At 73.3% G+C, this 17,989-nt stretch carries 15 protein-coding genes and 1 pseudogene; 13 read left to right on the forward strand and 3 right to left on the reverse strand.

The window, feature by feature from the left end:
* Positions 1–157 precede the first annotated feature (157 nt).
* Both ACLZOT_RS24285 and ACLZOT_RS24290 read left to right on the forward strand, forming a co-directional pair.
* Positions 158–844 (forward strand): DNA polymerase beta superfamily protein, encoded by a 687-nt coding sequence (locus ACLZOT_RS24285; protein ID WP_416971159.1) that lies wholly within the window; start codon positions 158–160, stop codon positions 842–844.
* A 352-nt stretch (positions 845–1,196) separates the two neighbouring features.
* Complete coding sequence (locus tag ACLZOT_RS24290; RefSeq protein WP_416971160.1) at positions 1,197–3,389, forward strand: elongation factor G; 2,193 nt, start codon at positions 1,197–1,199, stop codon at positions 3,387–3,389.
* 162 nt (positions 3,390–3,551) lie between these two features.
* Here ACLZOT_RS24290 and ACLZOT_RS24295 read toward each other — a convergent pair whose 3' ends face one another.
* Positions 3,552–3,944 carry an SCO5389 family protein gene (locus ACLZOT_RS24295; RefSeq protein WP_416971161.1) on the reverse strand — a complete coding sequence of 131 codons (393 nt, stop codon included), beginning with the start codon at positions 3,942–3,944 and terminating at the stop codon, positions 3,552–3,554.
* Between the two features lie 141 nt (positions 3,945–4,085).
* On the reverse strand, positions 4,086–5,033 hold the full coding sequence (locus ACLZOT_RS24300; protein WP_416971162.1) for an ArsA-related P-loop ATPase: 948 nt from the start codon (positions 5,031–5,033) through the stop codon (positions 4,086–4,088).
* A 571-nt stretch (positions 5,034–5,604) separates the two neighbouring features.
* Between ACLZOT_RS24300 and ACLZOT_RS24305 the strand changes: the two genes are divergently transcribed.
* From ACLZOT_RS24305 to ACLZOT_RS24330, 6 genes are read left to right on the forward strand one after another with little or no spacing between them, the layout of a single operon-like run.
* A complete protein-coding gene (locus ACLZOT_RS24305; RefSeq protein WP_416971163.1) occupies positions 5,605–6,210 on the forward strand; it encodes a GNAT family N-acetyltransferase in 606 nt (201 codons plus the stop codon).
* Positions 6,211–6,213: 3 nt separating this feature from the next.
* Entirely contained in the window at positions 6,214–7,713 is a 1,500-nt protein-coding gene (locus ACLZOT_RS24310) for an ABC transporter substrate-binding protein (RefSeq protein WP_416971164.1), read from the forward strand.
* Between the two features lie 4 nt (positions 7,714–7,717).
* Positions 7,718–9,484: an ABC transporter permease subunit gene (locus ACLZOT_RS24315; protein WP_416971165.1), complete on the forward strand. Its 1,767-nt coding sequence runs from the start codon at positions 7,718–7,720 to the stop codon at positions 9,482–9,484.
* Positions 9,481–10,764, forward strand: coding sequence for an MDR family MFS transporter (locus ACLZOT_RS24320; RefSeq protein ID WP_416971166.1), 1,284 nt, complete (start codon positions 9,481–9,483; stop codon positions 10,762–10,764). The genes ACLZOT_RS24315 and ACLZOT_RS24320 overlap by 4 nt, the downstream gene beginning before the upstream one ends.
* Positions 10,765–10,798: 34 nt before the next feature.
* Entirely contained in the window at positions 10,799–11,407 is a 609-nt protein-coding gene (locus tag ACLZOT_RS24325; protein ID WP_416971167.1) for a hypothetical protein, read from the forward strand.
* A gap of 36 nt (positions 11,408–11,443) precedes the next feature.
* Positions 11,444–12,127, forward strand: coding sequence for a YcnI family protein (locus ACLZOT_RS24330; RefSeq protein WP_416971168.1), 684 nt, complete (start codon positions 11,444–11,446; stop codon positions 12,125–12,127).
* Positions 12,128–12,221: 94 nt separating this feature from the next.
* Here the strand turns inward: ACLZOT_RS24330 and ACLZOT_RS24335 are convergent, their stop codons facing one another.
* A complete protein-coding gene (locus ACLZOT_RS24335; RefSeq protein ID WP_416971169.1) occupies positions 12,222–13,127 on the reverse strand; it encodes a CDP-alcohol phosphatidyltransferase family protein in 906 nt (301 codons plus the stop codon).
* A gap of 108 nt (positions 13,128–13,235) precedes the next feature.
* On the opposite strand from ACLZOT_RS24335, the gene ACLZOT_RS24340 reads away from it, so the two are divergent.
* From ACLZOT_RS24340 to ACLZOT_RS24360, 5 genes and pseudogenes are all read left to right on the forward strand, one after another.
* Complete coding sequence (locus tag ACLZOT_RS24340; protein WP_416971170.1) at positions 13,236–14,213, forward strand: dehydrogenase; 978 nt, start codon at positions 13,236–13,238, stop codon at positions 14,211–14,213.
* A gap of 133 nt (positions 14,214–14,346) precedes the next feature.
* On the forward strand, positions 14,347–14,745 hold the full coding sequence (locus ACLZOT_RS24345) for a 6-pyruvoyl trahydropterin synthase family protein (RefSeq protein WP_416971171.1): 399 nt from the start codon (positions 14,347–14,349) through the stop codon (positions 14,743–14,745).
* The gene (locus tag ACLZOT_RS24350) at positions 14,742–15,956 is read left to right on the forward strand and encodes a glycosyltransferase family 4 protein (RefSeq protein ID WP_416971172.1); all 1,215 of its coding nucleotides are present in this window, start codon (positions 14,742–14,744) and stop codon (positions 15,954–15,956) included. The genes ACLZOT_RS24345 and ACLZOT_RS24350 overlap by 4 nt, the downstream gene beginning before the upstream one ends.
* Complete coding sequence (locus tag ACLZOT_RS24355; RefSeq protein ID WP_416971173.1) at positions 15,953–16,864, forward strand: methyltransferase domain-containing protein; 912 nt, start codon at positions 15,953–15,955, stop codon at positions 16,862–16,864. The genes ACLZOT_RS24350 and ACLZOT_RS24355 overlap by 4 nt, the downstream gene beginning before the upstream one ends.
* Positions 16,864–17,943: pseudogene (locus ACLZOT_RS24360) on the forward strand (lysylphosphatidylglycerol synthase transmembrane domain-containing protein); the annotation flags it as partial. The gene ACLZOT_RS24355 and the pseudogene ACLZOT_RS24360, both read left to right, overlap by 1 nt.
* Positions 17,944–17,989: the final 46 nt, after the last annotated feature.

The following is a 17,989-nucleotide window of genomic DNA, read 5'->3' on the forward strand; positions in this document are numbered from 1 at the left end:
GACATCACCGCTGGACTGCTTGGTCACGGCAGTAATATGTCACACCCTATTCGGGACCGAAATACCCCGAACGTGAGGATCGGCGGAAACCCGGAGGTGGGCGGGGCGGCCCGGACGGCATCATGTCCGGACGAGGGAACCATCACGGGGGTATGACATGACCGTCCAGAACATCCTGCTGTCCGGAGTCGTCGGCTCGACCGCCTACGGGCTCGCCCGCGAGGGCTCCGACATCGACCGCCTCGGCATGTTCGCGGCCCCCACCGAGGACCTGCACGGCCTGCACCGGCCGAAGGAGTCCCACGTCACCACTGCCCCGGACCGCACCCTGCACGAGGCGGCCAAGTGGTGCCGCCTCGCCCTCTCCGGCAACCCGACCGTGATGGAACTCGTCTGGCTGTCCGACGAGTTGTACGAGACACGTACGCCCCTCGGGGACGAACTCATCGGCATCCGGGGCGCGTTGCTCAGCTCCGACCGGGTCCGGGACGCGTATCTCGGGTACGCCACCCAGCAGTTCCGGCGGCTCCAGGGGCGCGGGGACGGGTCGTTCTCGGCGGACACGCGGAAACGGACCGCCAAGCACGCGCGGCATCTCAAGAGGCTGTGCCATCAGGGGTTCGAGCTGTACAGCACCGGGCGGTTGACCGTCCGCGTCGAGGATCCGGAGAGCTATCACCGGTTCGGCGAGGAGGTCGCCACCGATTCGGACGCCGCTCTGCCGTTGCTGCGGTATTTCGAAGAGGCGTTCGCGAAGTACCGGACGGTGTTGGCGGACGAGCCGGACGAGCGTGCGGTCGAGGCTTGGCTGCGGCGGGTGCGGAGGAACTTCTTTGCCGTGTAGGTGAGTTGGGGTGGGGAAGGCGGGGTGGGCGGTTGTTGCGGCCGTTGTGGCCGTTCCGGTCGGAAAATCATGTGACCTGGTTGGACCGTCGTCCCTACACTCACGTCTGTCGTTGCGCCGCCCACGGCAAGGGCAGCGCGTACACCGAGTCGTAGAAGGGGAGTTGGCCATGCGTGAGCACACCGCTGTCGCAACTCCCCGTGCCCGGTACGAGGTGATCCTCGTGTCCTGGGGCGTCCGGTGCTCGCTGCGCGCCCGGCACCGGTCTCTGTGACGAAGCTCTGAGTCTCGCGGGACTTCGTCCTTCCATCACGCCTCCCCTTTTCGGAAGCACCTCGAAAGGCCAAGGGCCGTGCGCACCAACCTCGAACGTCAGCTCGCCGCCGTACGCAATCTCGGCATCCTCGCCCACGTCGACGCGGGCAAGACCACCGTCACGGAGCGGATCCTCTATGCCACCGGAACCACGCACAAACGGGGGGAAGTCCACGACGGGACGACCGTCACCGACTTCGATCCGCAGGAACGCGACCGGGGGATCACCATCTTCTCGGCGGCCGTCAGCTGTGACTGGGACGGGCATCGGCTCAACCTGATCGACACTCCCGGGCACGTCGACTTCGCCGACGAGGTCGAACGGGCCCTGCGGGTGCTCGACGGTGCGGTCGCCGTGTTCGACGCGGTGGCCGGCGTCGAGCCGCAGAGCGAGTCCGTGTGGCGCCAGGCCGACCGGCACGGTGTGCCGCGTATCGCCTTCGTCAACAAGCTCGACCGCGCGGGCGCCGACCTCGATGCGGCCGTCGCCTCCATCCGTGAACGCCTCCACCCGACACCGCTGGTCGTCCAACTGCCCATCGGTGCCGAGGAGTCGTTCACCGGTGTGGTCGACCTCGTGCAGCTGCGGGCGCTGGTCTGGGCCGACGGCGAGGACACCGCCGTATCGGGCGAAGTCCCCGCCGGACTGCTCGCCGAGGCGCTGCGCCGGCGGCGGCTCCTGGAGGAGGCCGTGGCCGAGCGGCATCCGGCGGCGCTGGAGGAGTTCTGCGAGCGGGAGACGGTGTCGGCGCCGACCCTCGTCGCCGCGCTGCGGGACATGACGCGCGGCGGGGACGGCGTGGTCGTGCTGTGCGGCTCCGCGTACCGGAACCGGGGCATCGAACCGTTGCTCGACGCGGTGGTGGCGTATCTGCCGTCGCCGTTGGATGTGCCGGCGGTGCGGGGCGCGGCGGTTGCGGGTGGGCGGCAGCCGGGGCGTGAAGCGCCGGAGGGCGGGGCCGTCATGCGTGACGTGCTGTCGGTCGAACTCGCCCCGAGTGCTGGGGCGTTGACTGTCGATGCCGACCTCACCGAGACCCGTCCCGCCGACCCCTCCGCCCCGTTCTCCGCGCTCGTGTTCAAGGTCGCCGTCACGCCCACCGGGCGGTTGACCTACCTGCGGATCTACTCGGGGACCGTCGAGAAGGGGGACGTGGTGTGGGACGCGGTGGCCGGGCGTGCTGAGCGGGTCGGGCGGATCCTGCGGGTGCAGGCCGACCGGCATGTGCAGGTGGAGCGCGCGGTCGCCGGGGACATCGTGGCCGTCGTCGGCGTCAAGTCGGCGCGGACCGGGGCGACTTTGTGCGCGCCGGACGCTCCGCTGGTGCTGGAGCCGCCCGGCGTGGCGGAGCCGGTCGTGTCCGTGGCGGTCGAGGCGTGCCGGGGTACGCAGACCGGCCGGCTCGCGTCCGCGCTGGCCCGACTCGCCGAGGAGGACCCGTCGTTGGCGGTGCGGACCGACCCGGAGACGGGTCAGACCGTCCTGTCCGGCATGGGCGAACTGCATCTGGAGGTGGCCGTGGAGAAGATCCGCAGTGCACTCGGGGTCGACGTCAACATCGGCCGCCCCCGGGTGACTTACCGCGAGACCGTCGGCCGGGGCGTGTCCGGAGTCGTGTACCGGCACGTCAAACAGGACGGTGGGGCGGGCCAGTTCGCTCAGGTCGTGCTCGAAGTCGAGCCGTACGAAGGGGAGTTCGTGTTCCGTTCGGCGGTCGTCGGCGGGCGCGTACCGCAGGAGTACGTCCGCGCGGTCGAGGCCGGCTGCCGGGACGCCCTCGCGGAAGGGCCGCTCGGCGGGCACCGGGTGACCGGGCTGCGGGTCACGCTCACCGACGGGGCGACGCATGTGAAGGACTCGTCCGAGCAGGCGTTCCGTACGGCGGGCCGGTTCGGGCTCCGGGAGGCGCTGCGGGCCTGCGCGATGCTGCTGCTCGAACCGGTCGCCGAGGTCACGGTCACCGTGCCCGAGGCGGTCGTCGGCGCGGTCCTCGGGGAACTCGCCGCGCGGCGCGGGCGGGTCACCGGGTCCGAGGTGCGGTCCGGGTCGGCGGTCGTCACCGCGAGTGTTCCGCTGGCCGAACTCTTCGGTTACGCGGGCCGGTTGCGGGGGCGGACGCAGGGGCGGGGGACGTTCACGGCCCGGCCCACCGGGTACGCGGTGGCGCCCGCTTCGGTGGTGGCGGGCGGTGTGCAGGACCGTCGGTGCGTGACGGCGGTCGGCAGGTAGTTCGGTAGGCAGGGAAAGCGCTCCTCGGTCAACGGGGAATCGAATGTCACCCCATCGGGTGACATTTCGGTTTCTGGGCACGTGTTCGAGGGGCGGTCCGTTGGCCGGGTGTCGGGAGATTTTCCCGGCACCCGGATCGGACGGAGGTGACGAGGTGCCTGGTCAGCAGTCGCGGAACTCCGGGGACTGGTTGAGGAGCTGGGAGCGGACGGAGGTGAAGCGCGCGTACGTCTCGCCGGTGCGGGCGTCCGGGTGGAAGGCCGCCACGCGGTGGCAGTTCTGGAAGGCGAGGGCGACGCCGAAGTGGCGTTCCAGGCTGGTGCGGATGGCGTCGCTGGCGAGGGCGCGCAGGAGCTGGCCGCGTTCCTGTTCGGAGGGGGGAGGGGTCTGGTTGTCGGCGAACTCGGCGGTGCCGGCCTTGAGGTCGGCGCAGACGGAGGCGATCAGGTTGTAGGCGTACGGGAGAGAGGTGCGGACGGTGTCCACGAAGTCCTCCTCGCGGACGTCACCGGCTTCGGCCTGGGCGAGGAGGGTGGGGGAGACGTCGAGAGACATGGGGGTCCTGTTCGGAGGTTCGCGCGGAGTGGATCGGAAGGAGAAGGTCGGAGCACATCAGAGGAAGGCAAAGGGAGTTCAAGAAAAGGAGGAGAGGTGGATCCCAACTGGACCCTGATCCCGGCGGGACGCTGACCCCGGTCAGTCGCTCGGCGGCCGGCCCGGTACGTACTCCGGGTCGACCTGGGCCGCCAGGTCCCGGCCGGTCGCCTCGTTCGCCCAGGCGCGGGCGTTGCGCAGGTGGAAGTCGACGGCGTGGCGGTGGAGGGCCGGCCAGTCCTTGGGGCGGGCGTCGACCGTGGCGCGCAGGACGTCGAGGGCGTGGCGGTTGCCGTCCTCCAGCTCGCCCTGGGGGGTGCCGCGTTCGGCGGAGCGTACCCAGGAGGAGTGGCTGAGGTGGGTGAGGAGGTGGTCGCCGGTCTGCTCCTTGAGGAAGAGGAGGTCGTCCTCGCCGGTGACCTTGTTGCCGATCACGGCGAGGGGGATGCCGAACTCCTGGGCGTGGTCGCGGTACTGGCGGTAGACGGAGACGCCTCGGCGGGTGGGTTCGGCGACGAGGAAGGTCATGTCGAACCGGGTGAACAGTCCGGAGGCGAAGGCGTCGGCGCCGGCGGTCATGTCGACGACGACGTACTCGCCGGGGCCGTCCACCAGGTGCCCGAGGTACAGCTCCACCGCGCCCAGCTTGGAGTGGTAGCAGGCCACCCCGAGGTCGCTCTCGTCGAACTCGCCGGTCACCATCAGCGGGACGCCGCCGACCCGTTGGACATGGCGGGCGTGGAGTTCGTCGTCACCGAGGAGGCTCAGCAGCCGGGAGCCGCGTCCGGGCGGGGTCGTCTTGACCATCGCCTCCCGGGACGGGACCAGCGGGTTGGTCCCCCGCAGGAGGTCCTTGATCTCGCCGATGTGCCCGGCGAGCGGGGGCGCGGTGAACGGGGCGGCATCAGGGTCGAGGGCCTCGGCCAGGTGCTGGTTGATGTCACCGTCCACGGCGAGGACGGGGGCACCGCTCCGGGCGAGATGCCGGGCGAAGAGGGCGGACAGGGTGGTCTTCCCGCTTCCGCCTTTGCCGACGAAGGCTATGCGCATTGCCGCCCACTCTCTACGGGACGGGGGTGAGACAGGGGAGAGGTGCCGAGGGGGACGGGGCTCGTCGGGGCGGAGGCCGCGCGACGAGGCCGGGCGACGGTGAGTTTCGCCGGGGCGGGAGCCGGCGTGTCGGCGGAGGCGCGGGTCGCAGGTGCCGGGACTGCGAGGGGTGCCGGGGTCGCGGAGGGTGCTGGGGCGGTGACGAGGGTACGGCCCGTCGGGGCGGAGGGCGTGCGGGGGCTTGGGGCGGAGGACCCGAGAGGCGCGGGGGTCGGCGTGACCCGGAGTGGGGCGGCGCTGGTCGGGAGAGACGCCTCGCCCGCTGCGGGGGCCGGTTCGGCTGTGGGGTGAGTGGAGGCCGCTCGTCCCCCTGTCTCGCCCGCCGCCAGGCGCAGGCGCGGGCGCACCCTGGCCCGCCCCGCCTCCTCCGCCGCGAGGGCCGGGGTTTTGAAAATGGGTTTCATGTGACTAGGTTTTAGGAGGGCGAGTGAGGGCTGTCAAATCGGGGGTCGGAGGAGTGTGCGGGTATCCTCTTGATCGCACTGACGTGCTAACTGCGTATGATGTGCAAGTGCGTGAATACTGCATAAGGCCAGCCCGCCCGGAGGACCTCGACGAGGCGCGGGCCGTCATGCTCGACACGGTGTACCGGGACTTCGGCACGGGGTACGTGCCGAGGTGGCACGGCGACATCATCGACCTGGCCGGCGCGTACCTGGCACCGGCGCGGCACACGCTGCTCGTGGCGGTCGACGCCGAGGGCGAGGTCGTCGCGACCGGCGCCCTGGACTCACGCGGCCCCCTGCACCCCCCGAACCCCGCACACCTCGCCGAGCGCTACCCCTCCGGGACGACCGCGCAGCTCCGCCGGATCTACACCCGGCGTGAACACCGTCGCCGGGGCCTGGCGCGGCGCCTGGTCGCCGAGTTGCTCGACTTCGCGGCGGCGGCCGGCGGCTACCGCTCCGTGTACCTGCACACCGACCCCTCGGTGGAGGGCGCCGAGGGCTTCTGGCGCTCACTCGGCGAGGTGGTGCTCGACGAGCGGAACAACCCGCACGGCGAGGCCCAGTCGGTCGTGCACTTCGAGGTGCCGTTCGACGCGGTCCGCACTGGCCGGGTCCCCGCCGCGCACGGCATGACCAGTTCCCCGTCCGACCTCCTGACAGACCGGTAACACATGCGCATCCCCCACAGCTCCCGATTCCTCGCCGCTCTCGTCGCCCTGCCGCTGCTGGCGGGCTGTTTCTCGTCCGGCGGGGGTGACGACAAGGCGTCCGACGCGAAGGACGGCGCCCGCCTGCGCGTAGCCCTCGCGTTCCCGCCCGCCGAGAAGCTCTCCCCGTACGGCGCCGACGCGACGATCCTCAGCCGGCTCGGTGTCACCGAGGGGCTGACCGCGCTGGACGCGAACGGCGCACCGGCCCCGGCGCTGGCCCAGTCCTGGCAGCGCGTGGACGACCGCACCTGGGTGTTCACGCTCAGGGACGCCACCTTCCAGGACGGCACCCGGGTCACCCCCGCCGCCGTCTCCGCCTCCCTGGGCCACGCCACGCAGGCCAAGCCCGCGCCCGCCGCGCTCGCCGGAGTGACGCTCACGGCGAAGGCCGAGGGCGCGACCGGCGTACGGATCACGACGACGGCTCCCGACCCCGTGCTGCCGCTGCGGCTGACCAGCCCGAGCCTCGCGATCCTCGCGCCGAAGGCGTACGGCGCGCAGGGCGCGGCGAACCCGGTCGGGACCGCGACGGGACCGTTCGAGATCAGCAAGCTGACCGGCACGACGGCCGCGACCCTGAACCGTTTCGACGACTACTGGGGCGGCCGGGCCCAGGCGGCCGGCGTCGACGCCCGCTTCATAGCCGACGGCACCGCCCGCGCCAACGCCCTGCGCACCGGCGAGGTCGACATCGCCGAGGCGATCCCCGTCGCCCAGGCGGCCACCCTGGACGCCACGACCCGCAAGGAGACGGCGACCACCCGCACGACGAGCCTCCTGCTCAACGCGAAGACGGGCACCTTCAAGAACCCGGCGCTGCGCGCGGCGGCCCGCGCCGCCGTCGACACCTCGACGCTCGCCAAGGGCGTCTACGAGAACCACGCCGACGCGGGCACCGGCATCTACGGCCCCGCCGTCACCTGGGCCGCGGGCAAGCGCACCGCCCCCACCGGCCGCGCCACCCCCGCCAAGCCGGACAACGCGACGGTCACCCTCGCGACGTACGACAACCGCCCCGAACTCCCCGAGGCCGCGCAGGTCCTGAAGCAGCAGCTGGAGAAGGCCGGGTTCAAGGTCACCCTGGAGGTGCGGGAGTACTCGCGCCTGGAGGGCGACGCGCTGGCCGGGAAGTTCGACGCGTTCGTGCTGGCCCGCAACACGCTCGTCGACACCGGCGACCCGGTCGCGGTCCTGGCCAGCGACTACACCTGCGCCGGCGGCTTCAACATCGCGCAGCTCTGCGACAAGAAGGTCGACCGGGCCGTCGCGACCGCGCAGGGCATCGCCGACACCGGCAAGCGCCAGGACGCGGCGATGGCCGCCGAGGCCGCGATCCTCGGCACGGACGCGGTCGTCCCCCTCGTCCACCAGCGGGTCATCACCGGCATCGGCGCGAACGTGCGCGGCGCCCTCCTCGACCCGTACGAGCGCACGCTCGTCGGCACCGGCACCCGGCGCTGACCCGGTGGGACGGGTCACGGCGCTCCTGTGGCGGGCGGCCCTCGCCGCGGGCCTGGTCTGCGGCATCGGCCTCCTGCCCTGGCTGACGGACACGGACCCGGCGCGGACCGTCCTCAAGGCCCGCGCCGTCGACCGCGACCCCACCCCACAGGTCCTGGCGGACATCCGCGAGCAACTCGGCCTCGCCGACGGCCCGTTGCACCTCCTCGGCCAGTGGCTGTCCGGCCTCCCGCGCGGGGACGCCGGCCGGTCCTGGATCTCCGGCGAGGAGGTCACCCCGGCCGTCCTGGAGGCGCTCGGCGCGTCCCTGCTGCTCGTGACGGTCGCCTTGGCCGTCGCGACCACCACCGCTGCCCTGATCTGCGCACCCACCCTCCGCGGAGCCGGGCGTGCCCGCGCCCGCTCCGGCTCCGCGATGCTCGCCGCGCTGCCGGAGTTCCTCACGGCCTCCGTGCTCGCCACCGTCGTGGGCGTCCAGCTCGGCTGGCTGCCCGCGCTCGGCTGGTACGGGTTCAAGTGGACGATCCTGCCCGCGCTCGCGCTGGGGCTGCCCGCCGGGGCCGTACTCGGGCGGCTGCTGGACGACCTGCTGCCCGCCGCGTTCGCCGAACCCTGGGCGAAGGCGGCCACCGCGCGCGGGGTCCCCGGCGGCCGGATCGCCCGGCACGCGGTACGGCGCAGCCTGCCCGGACTCCTGCCCAACCTGGGCCTGTTCGCGGTCGGGCTGACCGGCGGATCGGTCGTCGTCGAGCAGATCTTCGACATCCCCGGCCTCGGCCGCACCACCCTCCAGGCCGCCCTGGCCCAGGACCTCCCGGTCCTCCAGGCGGGCACCCTCGCGCTGGTCCTGTTCGCCGCCCTCGTCACCGGCGCCGCCCGCCTCGCCGCCCGCCCCCTCCTCGGCCCCGCCCTGCGCGACGGCGCCCTCCCCACCCTGCACCGCCCCGACCCGCCCGTACGCAGACTCCCGCCCCTGCTGTACGGCGGACTCCTGCTCGCCGTCGTCGCGGCCGGACTGCCCCGCGACCCGCTCGCCGTCGACACCACCCGGCGCCTCCAATCGCCGTCCCCCGCGCACCCGTTCGGCACCGACGCCCTCGGCCGCGACCTCCTCGCCCGCGTCGCGCACGGCGCGCTGGACACGCTGCTGCTGGCCGGCGGGATCAGCCTCGCCGCGTACGTGATCGGCGTCCTGCTCGGGCTCGTGCCGAGGCTGTCGGCGCCGCTCGTCGACACCGTCAACGCCGTACCGCCCGTCCTCGCCGCGCTGCTGGTCGCCGCCGTGTGGGGGAGCGGCGCGAGTACGCCCGCGCTCGCGGTGACCGTCGTCGCCTGGGCGCCCCTCGCCGCGCACACCTCCGCGCTGCTCGCCCAGGAGAAGGCGGCCCTCCACCTCGCCGCGACCCGCGCGCTCGGCGCCGGACGCCTCCACCTGGTGCGGCGCGCGCTGCTGCCCGCGATCCTCCCGCCCGTCGCCCGGCACGCCGCCCTGCGCCTGCCCGGCAACGCCCTCGCGCTCGCCACCCTCGGCTTCCTCGGCCTCGGCGCCCAACCCCCGTCCCCGGAATGGGGGTTGCTGCTCGCCGAGAACCAGCCCTACGCCGAACGCGCCCCGTGGGCCGTCCTCGCGCCCGCCGCCGCCCTCGCCGTCCTCGGGGCGCTCGCGGTGACCGCCGGAGGGCTCCGCGGACGCCGGGCGAGCGACCCGGGCGACGACCCGCGGATACCCGAACTCCCCGAACCCGTACGAGAGTTGGTGGCAGCCCGATGAGCGTGACGACCAAGGTGCGGCTCTCCCCGCTGCTGCGCCTGCTGATCCTCACCCAACTCGCCTTCAACGTCGGGTTCTTCGCGGTTCTGCCGTTCCTCGCCGAACACCTCGGGACCGGCATCGGGCTCGCGGGCTGGCTCGTCGGGTTCGTGCTCGGGCTCAGGACGTTCAGCCAGCAGGGCCTGTTCGTCGTCGGGGGCGCGCTCACCGACCGGTACGGGGTGCGGCCCGTCGTCCTCGTCGGCTGCGTCCTCAGGATCGCCGGGTTCGCCTGGCTCGGGTACGCCGACCACATCGCGTCCGTCATCGGGGCCGTGCTGCTCATCGGGTTCGCCGCCGCCCTCTTCTCCCCGGCCGTCGAGAGCGAGGTCGCCCGCCAGGCCGTCCTGTGGGAGGAGGCCGGGAACGGCCCCCGCACCCGGGTCCTCGCGCTGCTGACCGTCGCCGGACAGGCCGGGGCGTTCGTCGGCCCGCTCATCGGCGCGCTGCTGCTGTCCGTCGACTTCCGTACGGTGTGCCTGGCCGGCGCCGGGATCTTCGTCCTCGTCCTCGCCGGGCACGCCTGGCTGCTGCCCCAGCACATACCCGGGCGGCAGAAGACGCGGGTCAAGGGCGGGGTCGGGCCGATGCTGCGCAACCGGCGCTTCCTCGCGCTGTGCTGCGCGTACGGGGCCTACCTCCTCGCCTACAACCAGCTCTACCTGGCCCTGCCCGCCGAGGTCGAGCGCGCGGCCGGGTCGCAGACGCCCCTGTCCTGGCTGTTCGCGCTCTCCTCCGCGCTCGTCGTCGCAGCCCAACTGCCCGTCACCCGCTGGGTGGGGGAGCGGCTCAGCCTCCGGACGTCCATGGCGGGCGGGCTCGCGCTCATCTCCGCCGGGTTCGCGGTCGTCGCCGCCGCGCTCCCCGCCGACCTCGCGGGCAACGCCGGGCTGCTGCCCGCCGCCGGGTTCGTCGTGCTGCTCACGTTCGGGCAGATGCTGGTCGCGCCGGCCGCGCGGGCGTGGGTCCCCGACCTCGCGGCCGAGGGGCGGCTCGGGCTGTACACCGGGGCGCTGTCCTCGGTGTCCGGGCTGATCGTGCTGATCGGGAGCTCGCTGACGGGGACACTGCTGGACACGGGGCTGCCCGCGGCGGTGCCGTGGCTGGTCCTGGCGGCGGTACCGGTGGCGGCGATCGCGCTGCTGCCGCGCACGGAAACAGTCGGCAGCAGGGAAACAGCCAAGTACACCGAACCTGCCGAAGAGAGCGCGTCGATTCCCAAGAACAGTCAAGGCGGGTGAAGCGCCCCGGCCCGGCATGGCAGGATCCCGGGGCATGAGGGCGTCGCCGGGGGTTCGCGGGCTGCGTGCCGCCGTGTTCGCGGCGGTGTGCGTGCTGCTGGCCGCCGGTGCGCATCTCGTGGCCGTGGGGGAGACGCCGTCGGCCGGTGCGCAGGGGCTGGGCTTCTGTGTCGTCTTCGGCGCCGGGTGGATGCTCGGGGGGTGGGAGCGGAGTCTCGGCGGGATCGGCGGGGCGACGCTGGTGACGCAGGGGGCGTTGCATCTGGGGTTCGGGGCGGTGACGAGGGACGGGCGCCGGATGAAGGGCATGAACATGCAGCTCTCCCCACACTCCGCTCACCTCGGCCCCGCCCACCTCAACCTCGTACACCACTCCACCCCCCACACCCTCGCCGCCCACCTCCTCGCCGCGCTCCTCACCTCCTGGTGGCTCCGGCGGGGCGAGGCCGCGCTGTGGTCTCTCCTGCGCTGGGCCGTCGCGCTCGTGCCGGGGCTCGTCGCATGGTGGCGTGGGCCCGTCAGGGTCGGCGGCGCCCGCGAGGCCCTACGGCCGTGGCCGTATCTGCCCGCGCCCCGAAGGCTGTTGCTGCGGCACGCCGTACGGCGCAGAGGGCCGCCCGGGCCGGTTCCGTACCCGGCCTGAAGGAATCGACTCAATTCGTACGGAGATCAGTCAGCCATGTTCCGCACACGCACCGCGGCCCTCGCCGTCCTGTTCGCGGCGGGCGGTGTCCTCGTGGCGGCCGGCGCCGCGTCCGCGCACGTCACCGTCCACCCCGAGAGCTACGCCCAGGGAGCTACCGACGGGCTCCTCACGTTCCGCGTCCCCAACGAGGACGACAAGGCCAGTACCTCCGAGGTACAGGTCTTCCTGCCCACCGACCATCCCCTCCTCGGCGTCCTGGTCCGCTCCCAGGACGGCTGGACCCCGAAAGTCACCACCACCAAGCTGAAGACCCCGGTCAAGACCGACGACGGGACCATCACCGACGCGGTCTCCGAGATCACCTGGACCGGCGGGAAGATCGCGCCGGGGCGGTTCGAGGACTTCGACGTCGCCTTCGGCCAGCTCCCCGAGGACGCGCCGGAACTGGAGTTCAAGACCCTCCAGACGTACGACAGCGGCAAGGTGGTCCGCTGGATCGAGGCGGCCGGGCAGGGCGACGACGACCCGGAGAACCCGGCGCCCGTCCTGACCCTGACCCGGGCGAAGACGGTGGTCTCGACGAAACCCGTCGCGAAGAGCACCGCCGGCCACGACTCGGCGGCCCGCGAGATGGGGATCGGCGGACTGGCGCTCGGCGCGGTCGCGCTGGGGGCCGGGGGCTTCGCGGTGGCGCGGGCGCGCTCGCCGAGGCCGTAGCCCCGAAGTACTGACTCCGGAGTTGTAGCCCCGAGGTCGTAGACATGGAACGGCCCGGACTCCCCCCGCGGGGTCCGGGCCGGTTCCGCGAGGTTCAGCGCGCCGCCAGCACCGCCGTCTCCTTCGCCGCCAGAGCCGCCACGATCGGCTCCGAGATCACGACGACCGGCTCGGGCCGGACGACGACCGGCTCGGCGGCGGCGACCCGGGCCTCCACCGACAGCGGCTCGGCACTGCGGGGCTGCGGCACCGACACAGTCACCGGCTCCTCCACACCCTTCCCCGCCCCCGGCCGCGTCCGGAACAGCCACACCACGTCCCGCCCGAACGACCAGACCAGCGCGGCCAGCGACGTCCCGGCGATCGCCAGGTTCGCGGCGTACGGCAGGAGTTCGGAGCCGGCGAGGAGGAGGCAGACGCCCTGCGTCGCGGCGACCGTCTTGCGCGCCATGCTGTGCGGCAGCGCGGAGTTGAGCCACGGCCAGACGTACGCGGCGGCGACGAACACGTACCGCATGGCGCCCATCAGCAGCACCCACGGCCCGAGCTGGGTCGAGACGTACACGCTGAGCACCAGGATCAGGAACGCGTCGACCTCCATGTCGAAGCGGGCGCCGAGCGGCGTGGAGGTGTTCGTACGCCGCGCGACCTTGCCGTCCACCCCGTCCAGGATCAGCGCGACGGCGGTGAGGCCGACCAGCAGCGTGACCGGCGGCGCGGACTCGAAGGAGTCGGCGACCAGGGCCGTCACCCCGCCGACGAGGATCGCGCGGCCGAGAGTGACGCGGTTGGCGGGCCCGAACGTGCGGATTCCGGAGCGGTGGCAGGCGCCGGACAGCAGGGCCCAGGTGCCGAGGGCGAAGACGAGGCCGGTCGCCCAGCCCGCCGTACCCATGCCGATCACCGAGCCGAGCAGGGCCAGCAGCAGGAGCTGAGCGCCCGCTCCCAGAGCGGTCTCCTGCTGGACCAGCCTTGCTTCGTACGTGTTGTTCAGGGCCACCGCACATCCTCCGGCCGAGTGACAGAGTCGATCAACGCCGCGTACTGTGCGCGGCCTGTGCCACATCTCGGTACGTGAACCGGATGCCGATCGTTCAGGAGGTTTTCTATGAAGGGCGCCGCACGCGCGTTCTGGGTCAGCCGTCCGGGTGAGGGGGAGGTGCGCGAGACGGCGGTTCCGGAGCCCGGCGAGGGGGAGGTCCTGGTCCGGACGCTGTGGTCCGGGATCAGCCGCGGCACCGAGACGCTGGTGTTCGGCGGCAAGGTCCCCGAGAACCAGCACACGGCGATGCGCGCCCCGTTCCAGGAGGGCGATTTCCCGGCTCCGGTGAAGTACGGGTACCTCAATGTGGGCGAGGTCGAACAGGGCCCGGCGGACCTCGTCGGGAAAACGGTGTTCTGCCTGTACCCGCACCAGACGAGGTACGTGGTGCCAGCTGGAAGTGTGATTGTCGTACCCAATACCGTCCCCGCCGAACGAGCCATCCTCGCCGGCACCGTAGAAACCGCCGTCAACGCCCTCTGGGACGCGCAACCCATGATCGGCGACCGCGTCGCAGTCATCGGCGGCGGCATGGTCGGCTCCTCCGTCGCGGCCTTCCTCGCCAAGTTCCCCGGCGTCAAGGCCCAGCTCATCGACGCCGACCCCCGCCGAGCCGAGACGGCCGCGAAACTCGGCATCGACTTCGCCCTCCCCGAGGACGCGGCGGGCGACCTGGACCTCGTCATCCACGCCAGCGCCACCGAGGCCGGCCTCGACAAGGCCCTCGAACTCCTGCGCCCCGAAGGCACCGTCGTAGAACTCAGCTGGTATGGCGACCGCCGCATCGCCCTTCCCCTCGGCGAGGCGTTCCACTCCCGCCGCCTGACGATCCGCAGCAGCCAGGTCGGCACCGTCTCTCCCGCGCGCGCGAGCCGCACCTACGCCGACCGCCTCGCCCTGGCCCTCGACCTGCTCGCCGACCCGGCCCTCGACGCGCTGATCACCGGAGAGTGCGCGTTCGACGAACTCCCCGACGTCCTGCCGAAGCTGGCCTCGGGAGAGATCCCGGCACTCTGCCACCGCGTGCGCTACCCGGCGCCCTGACACCCGCGCGCGCCTGACCTGAGAAAGGAGTGAGAAGCGGCTGAACACGGGGAAGCGGTCAGCCGTACTACACGGCATCCCCCGGCGCGTAACGTCCGGGGGACCAGACGCGCCGCACCTGGAGGGTCGTCCGTTGTTCAGTGTCACCGTCCGCGATCACATCATGATCGCCCACAGCTTCCGCGGCGAGGTCTTCGGACCCGCGCAGCGCCTGCACGGAGCGACGTTCCTCGTGGACGCCACCTTCCGCCGCGAGCAGCTGGACGACGACAACATCGTCGTCGACATGGGACTCGCGAGCCAGGAGCTCGGGGCCGTGGTCGCGGAACTGAACTACCGGAATCTGGACAACGAGCCGGATTTCGCGGGGGTCAACACGTCCACGGAGTTCCTCGCGAAGGTCATCGCCGACCGGCTCGCCGAGCGGATCCAGAAGGGGGCGCTCGGCGAGGGCGCGCGGGGCATCTCCGCGCTCTCCGTCACGCTGCACGAGTCGCACATCGCCTGGGCGAGCTACGAGCGTGCCCTGTGACCGACACGACGATGGAGCGGACGCCGGTCCGCCTCGACAAGCCGGCGCTCACGTACGTGCCGAAGCAGCAGCCCGTGCAGCCCGTCGTACGGAAGAACGGCGATCTCATCCCGATGTCCCTGCGGACCGTGCACTTCGTCCTGCCGGCCGGGGTCGACGACCCCACCCGGCCCAGCGGCGGCAACGCCTACGACCGCCGGGTCTGCCTCGACCTGCCCGGCTTCGGCTGGCAGGTCCGCAAGCACCTCGCCGCCGGTGAGTGGCCGCAGCCGTCCGCCGAGGACCGCGACGCCCTCGCCCGCGCGCTGCGCGACCTGCCCGACGGGTCGGTCGTCCTGCTCGACGGGATCGTGGCCTGCGGGGTCCCCGAGGTCGTCGTCCCCGAGGCGGAGCGGCTGCGGCTCGCCGTCCTCGTGCACCTCCCCCTCGGCGACGAGACGGGCCTCGCGCCCGAGGTCGCCGCCGAACTCGACGCCCGCGAACGCGCCGTGCTGCGCGCGGTGCCCGCCGTCATCGCCACCAGCGACTGGGCCGTACGCCGTCTCGTCTCGCACCACGGGCTCGCCCCCGAGAAGGTGCACGTCGCCGCCCCCGGCGCCGACATCGCGCCGCTCGCCTCCGGCACCGACGGCGTCTCGCACCTGGTGTGCGTCGCCGCCGTCACCCCCCGCAAGGGCCAGCACCGCCTGGTCGAGGCGCTCGCCGCCGTCACGGAACTGCCCTGGACGTGCGACCTGGTCGGCGGCGTCGACCAGGACCCCGAGTACGTCGCCCACCTGCGCGAACTCATCGCCGCGCACGGCCTGGAGGACCGCCTGCACCTGGCCGGCCCGAAGTCCGGCGCCGCCCTCGACGCCAGCTACGCCCGCGCCGACCTGATGGTCCTCACCTCGTACGCCGAGACGTACGGCATGGCCGTCACCGAGGCCCTCGCGCGCGGTATCCCCGTCCTCGCCACCGATGTCGGCGGAGTCCCCGAGGCCGTCGGGCGCGCACCCGACGGCGGGGTCCCCGGGATCCTCGTGCCCCCGGAGAACCCGGCCGCCCTCGCGGCCGAACTGCGCGGCTGGTTCGGGGAGGCGGACGTGCGCCGCCGCCTCAAGTCCGCCGCCCGTAGCCGGCGTGCCGCGCTCGGCGGCTGGGCGTCCACCGCCAAGAGCCTCGCCGGCGTCCTCGGCCGGCTTCCCCGCGAGTCCTGGAGGGCCGCATGAGCACCGCGGACGTCATCCCCGGCGCCGGACCCGTCGCCGAACGCGCCACCGTACGGCTGCGCGAGGCCGGCCCCGACGACCCGCCCCGCTACGCCCCCGAGTGGCTCCAGCTGCGCGAGCCCGCCGACGCGGGCGCCCGCGCGCTGGACCTCCTCGACCCGCTGCGGATCCGCCTCGCCAACCTGCCGCGCGGCAAGGCCGGGATCGTCGTGCACGACCTCGGCTGCGGGACCGGGTCCATGGGCCGCTGGCTCGCGCCCCGGCTCGACGGGGCCCAGCACTGGGTCCTCCACGACCGCGACCCCTACCTGCTGCACTTCGCGGCCGTCGCCTCGCCCCGGGCCGCCGCCGACGGCAGCCGGGTCACCGTCGAGACCCGGCGCGGCGACGTCGCCCGGCTCACCCCGGACGCGCTCCAAGGGGCCTCCCTCGTCACGGCGTCGGCTCTGCTCGACGTGCTGACCCGGGAGGAGATCGACGCCCTCGTCGACGCGTGTGTGGGCGCCGGGTGCCCGGCGCTGCTCACGCTGTCCGTCGCCGGACGCGTCGAGTTCTCCGCCCCGGACCCGCTGGACGCGCAGCTCCAGGACGCCTTCAACGACCACCAGCGGCGCGACGGACTCCTCGGCCCCGACGCGGTGGACGTCGCCGCCGAGGCGTTCGGGGCGCGGGGGGCGACGGTCAAGCTGCACCCCAGCGCCTGGCGGCTCGGGCCCGCCGAGGCCGCGTTGACCGAGCAGTGGCTGCGGGGCTGGGTGGGCGCGGCCGTCGAGGAGCGACCGGAACTCGCCGACCGCGCGCGGGCGTACCTGGAGGCGCGGCTCGCGGCCGCCGCCGCCGGGGAGCTGACGGTCGCCGTGCACCACACGGACCTGCTGGCGCTGGCCCGGCCGGTGGGGAGCGTCTGATGACCGAGGGCCTGTGTCGCATCCCCGGTCGGATCAGCGCGCGTCGTCTGGTGCGTGCGATCGCAAGGCGCCGGAGCGCCCGCGTGGCGGAGTCACGTGGGCGCTCCGGCAACGCGGCGAGCGTGCGTGCCAGGCGGCGGGCGCCCGGCCGGGGATGCGACACAGGCCCTCAGGGTCCGGGGGGTGTCGGGGCGAGTGGGCGTCCCTTGCTGCGGGCCCTGCGGACCCACTTCGGTACCGTCGCCGGCGTCGCCATCATCGGCGTACTGCTGTGGCGGATGGGCACCGGCGTCTTCCTCGACGGGCTGCGGCGGATCGACGCGCTGTCGCTGCTGCTCGCGCTCGCCATCGGCGGGGTGACGACCTTCTTCAGCGCCTGGCGCTGGGCGCTGGTCGCACGCGGCCTGCGGATCCGGCTGCCGCTCGGGGCCGCGTTCGGCGACTACTACCGGGCGCTGTTCCTCAACGCGGCGCTGCCCGGCGGGATCCTCGGCGACGTCCACCGGGCCGTACGGCACGGACAGAGCGAGGGCGACGTCGGACGCGGCGTACGGGCCGTGTTCTGGGAGCGCGCCGCCGGACAGATCGCCCTCGCCGTCGTCGGCCTCGGCGTGCTGCTCGCCGTACCGTCACCGGTCGCGGGGGACGTACGGCACATCGTCCCGCTCGTCGCGCTCGGCGGGGTCGGGGCGCTCGCCGTCGCCCTCGCCGTCCGCATGAACCGGACGCCGTCCGCGGTGCCGTCCCGGCGCGGGAAGGCCGTCCGGCGCATGCTGGGCGAGGCCCGGGAAGCGCTGCTGTCCCGCCGCAACGGGCCCGGCGTCGCCCTCTCCTCGCTCGTCGTCCTCGCCGGGCACATCGGTACGTTCGTCCTCGCGGCGCGCGTCGCGGGGGCGTCGACCTCCGTCGTACGGCTGCTGCCGCTCGCCGTGCTGGCGCTGCTCGCGATGGGGGTGCCGCTGAACGTCGGGGGGTGGGGGCCACGGGAAGGGGTCACCGCGTGGGCGTTCGGGGCCGCCGGGCTGGGGGCCGACACGGGGTTCTCGGTGTCGGTCGTGTACGGGGTGCTGTGTTTCGTGGCCGCGCTGCCGGGGGCCGTGGTGCTGGTGGTGCGGTGGTGGACGG

Origin of the sequence: Streptomyces sp. 4F14 (assembly GCF_048159485.1) — a bacterium.
In the GTDB taxonomy this organism is placed as follows: domain Bacteria; phylum Actinomycetota; class Actinomycetes; order Streptomycetales; family Streptomycetaceae; genus Streptomyces.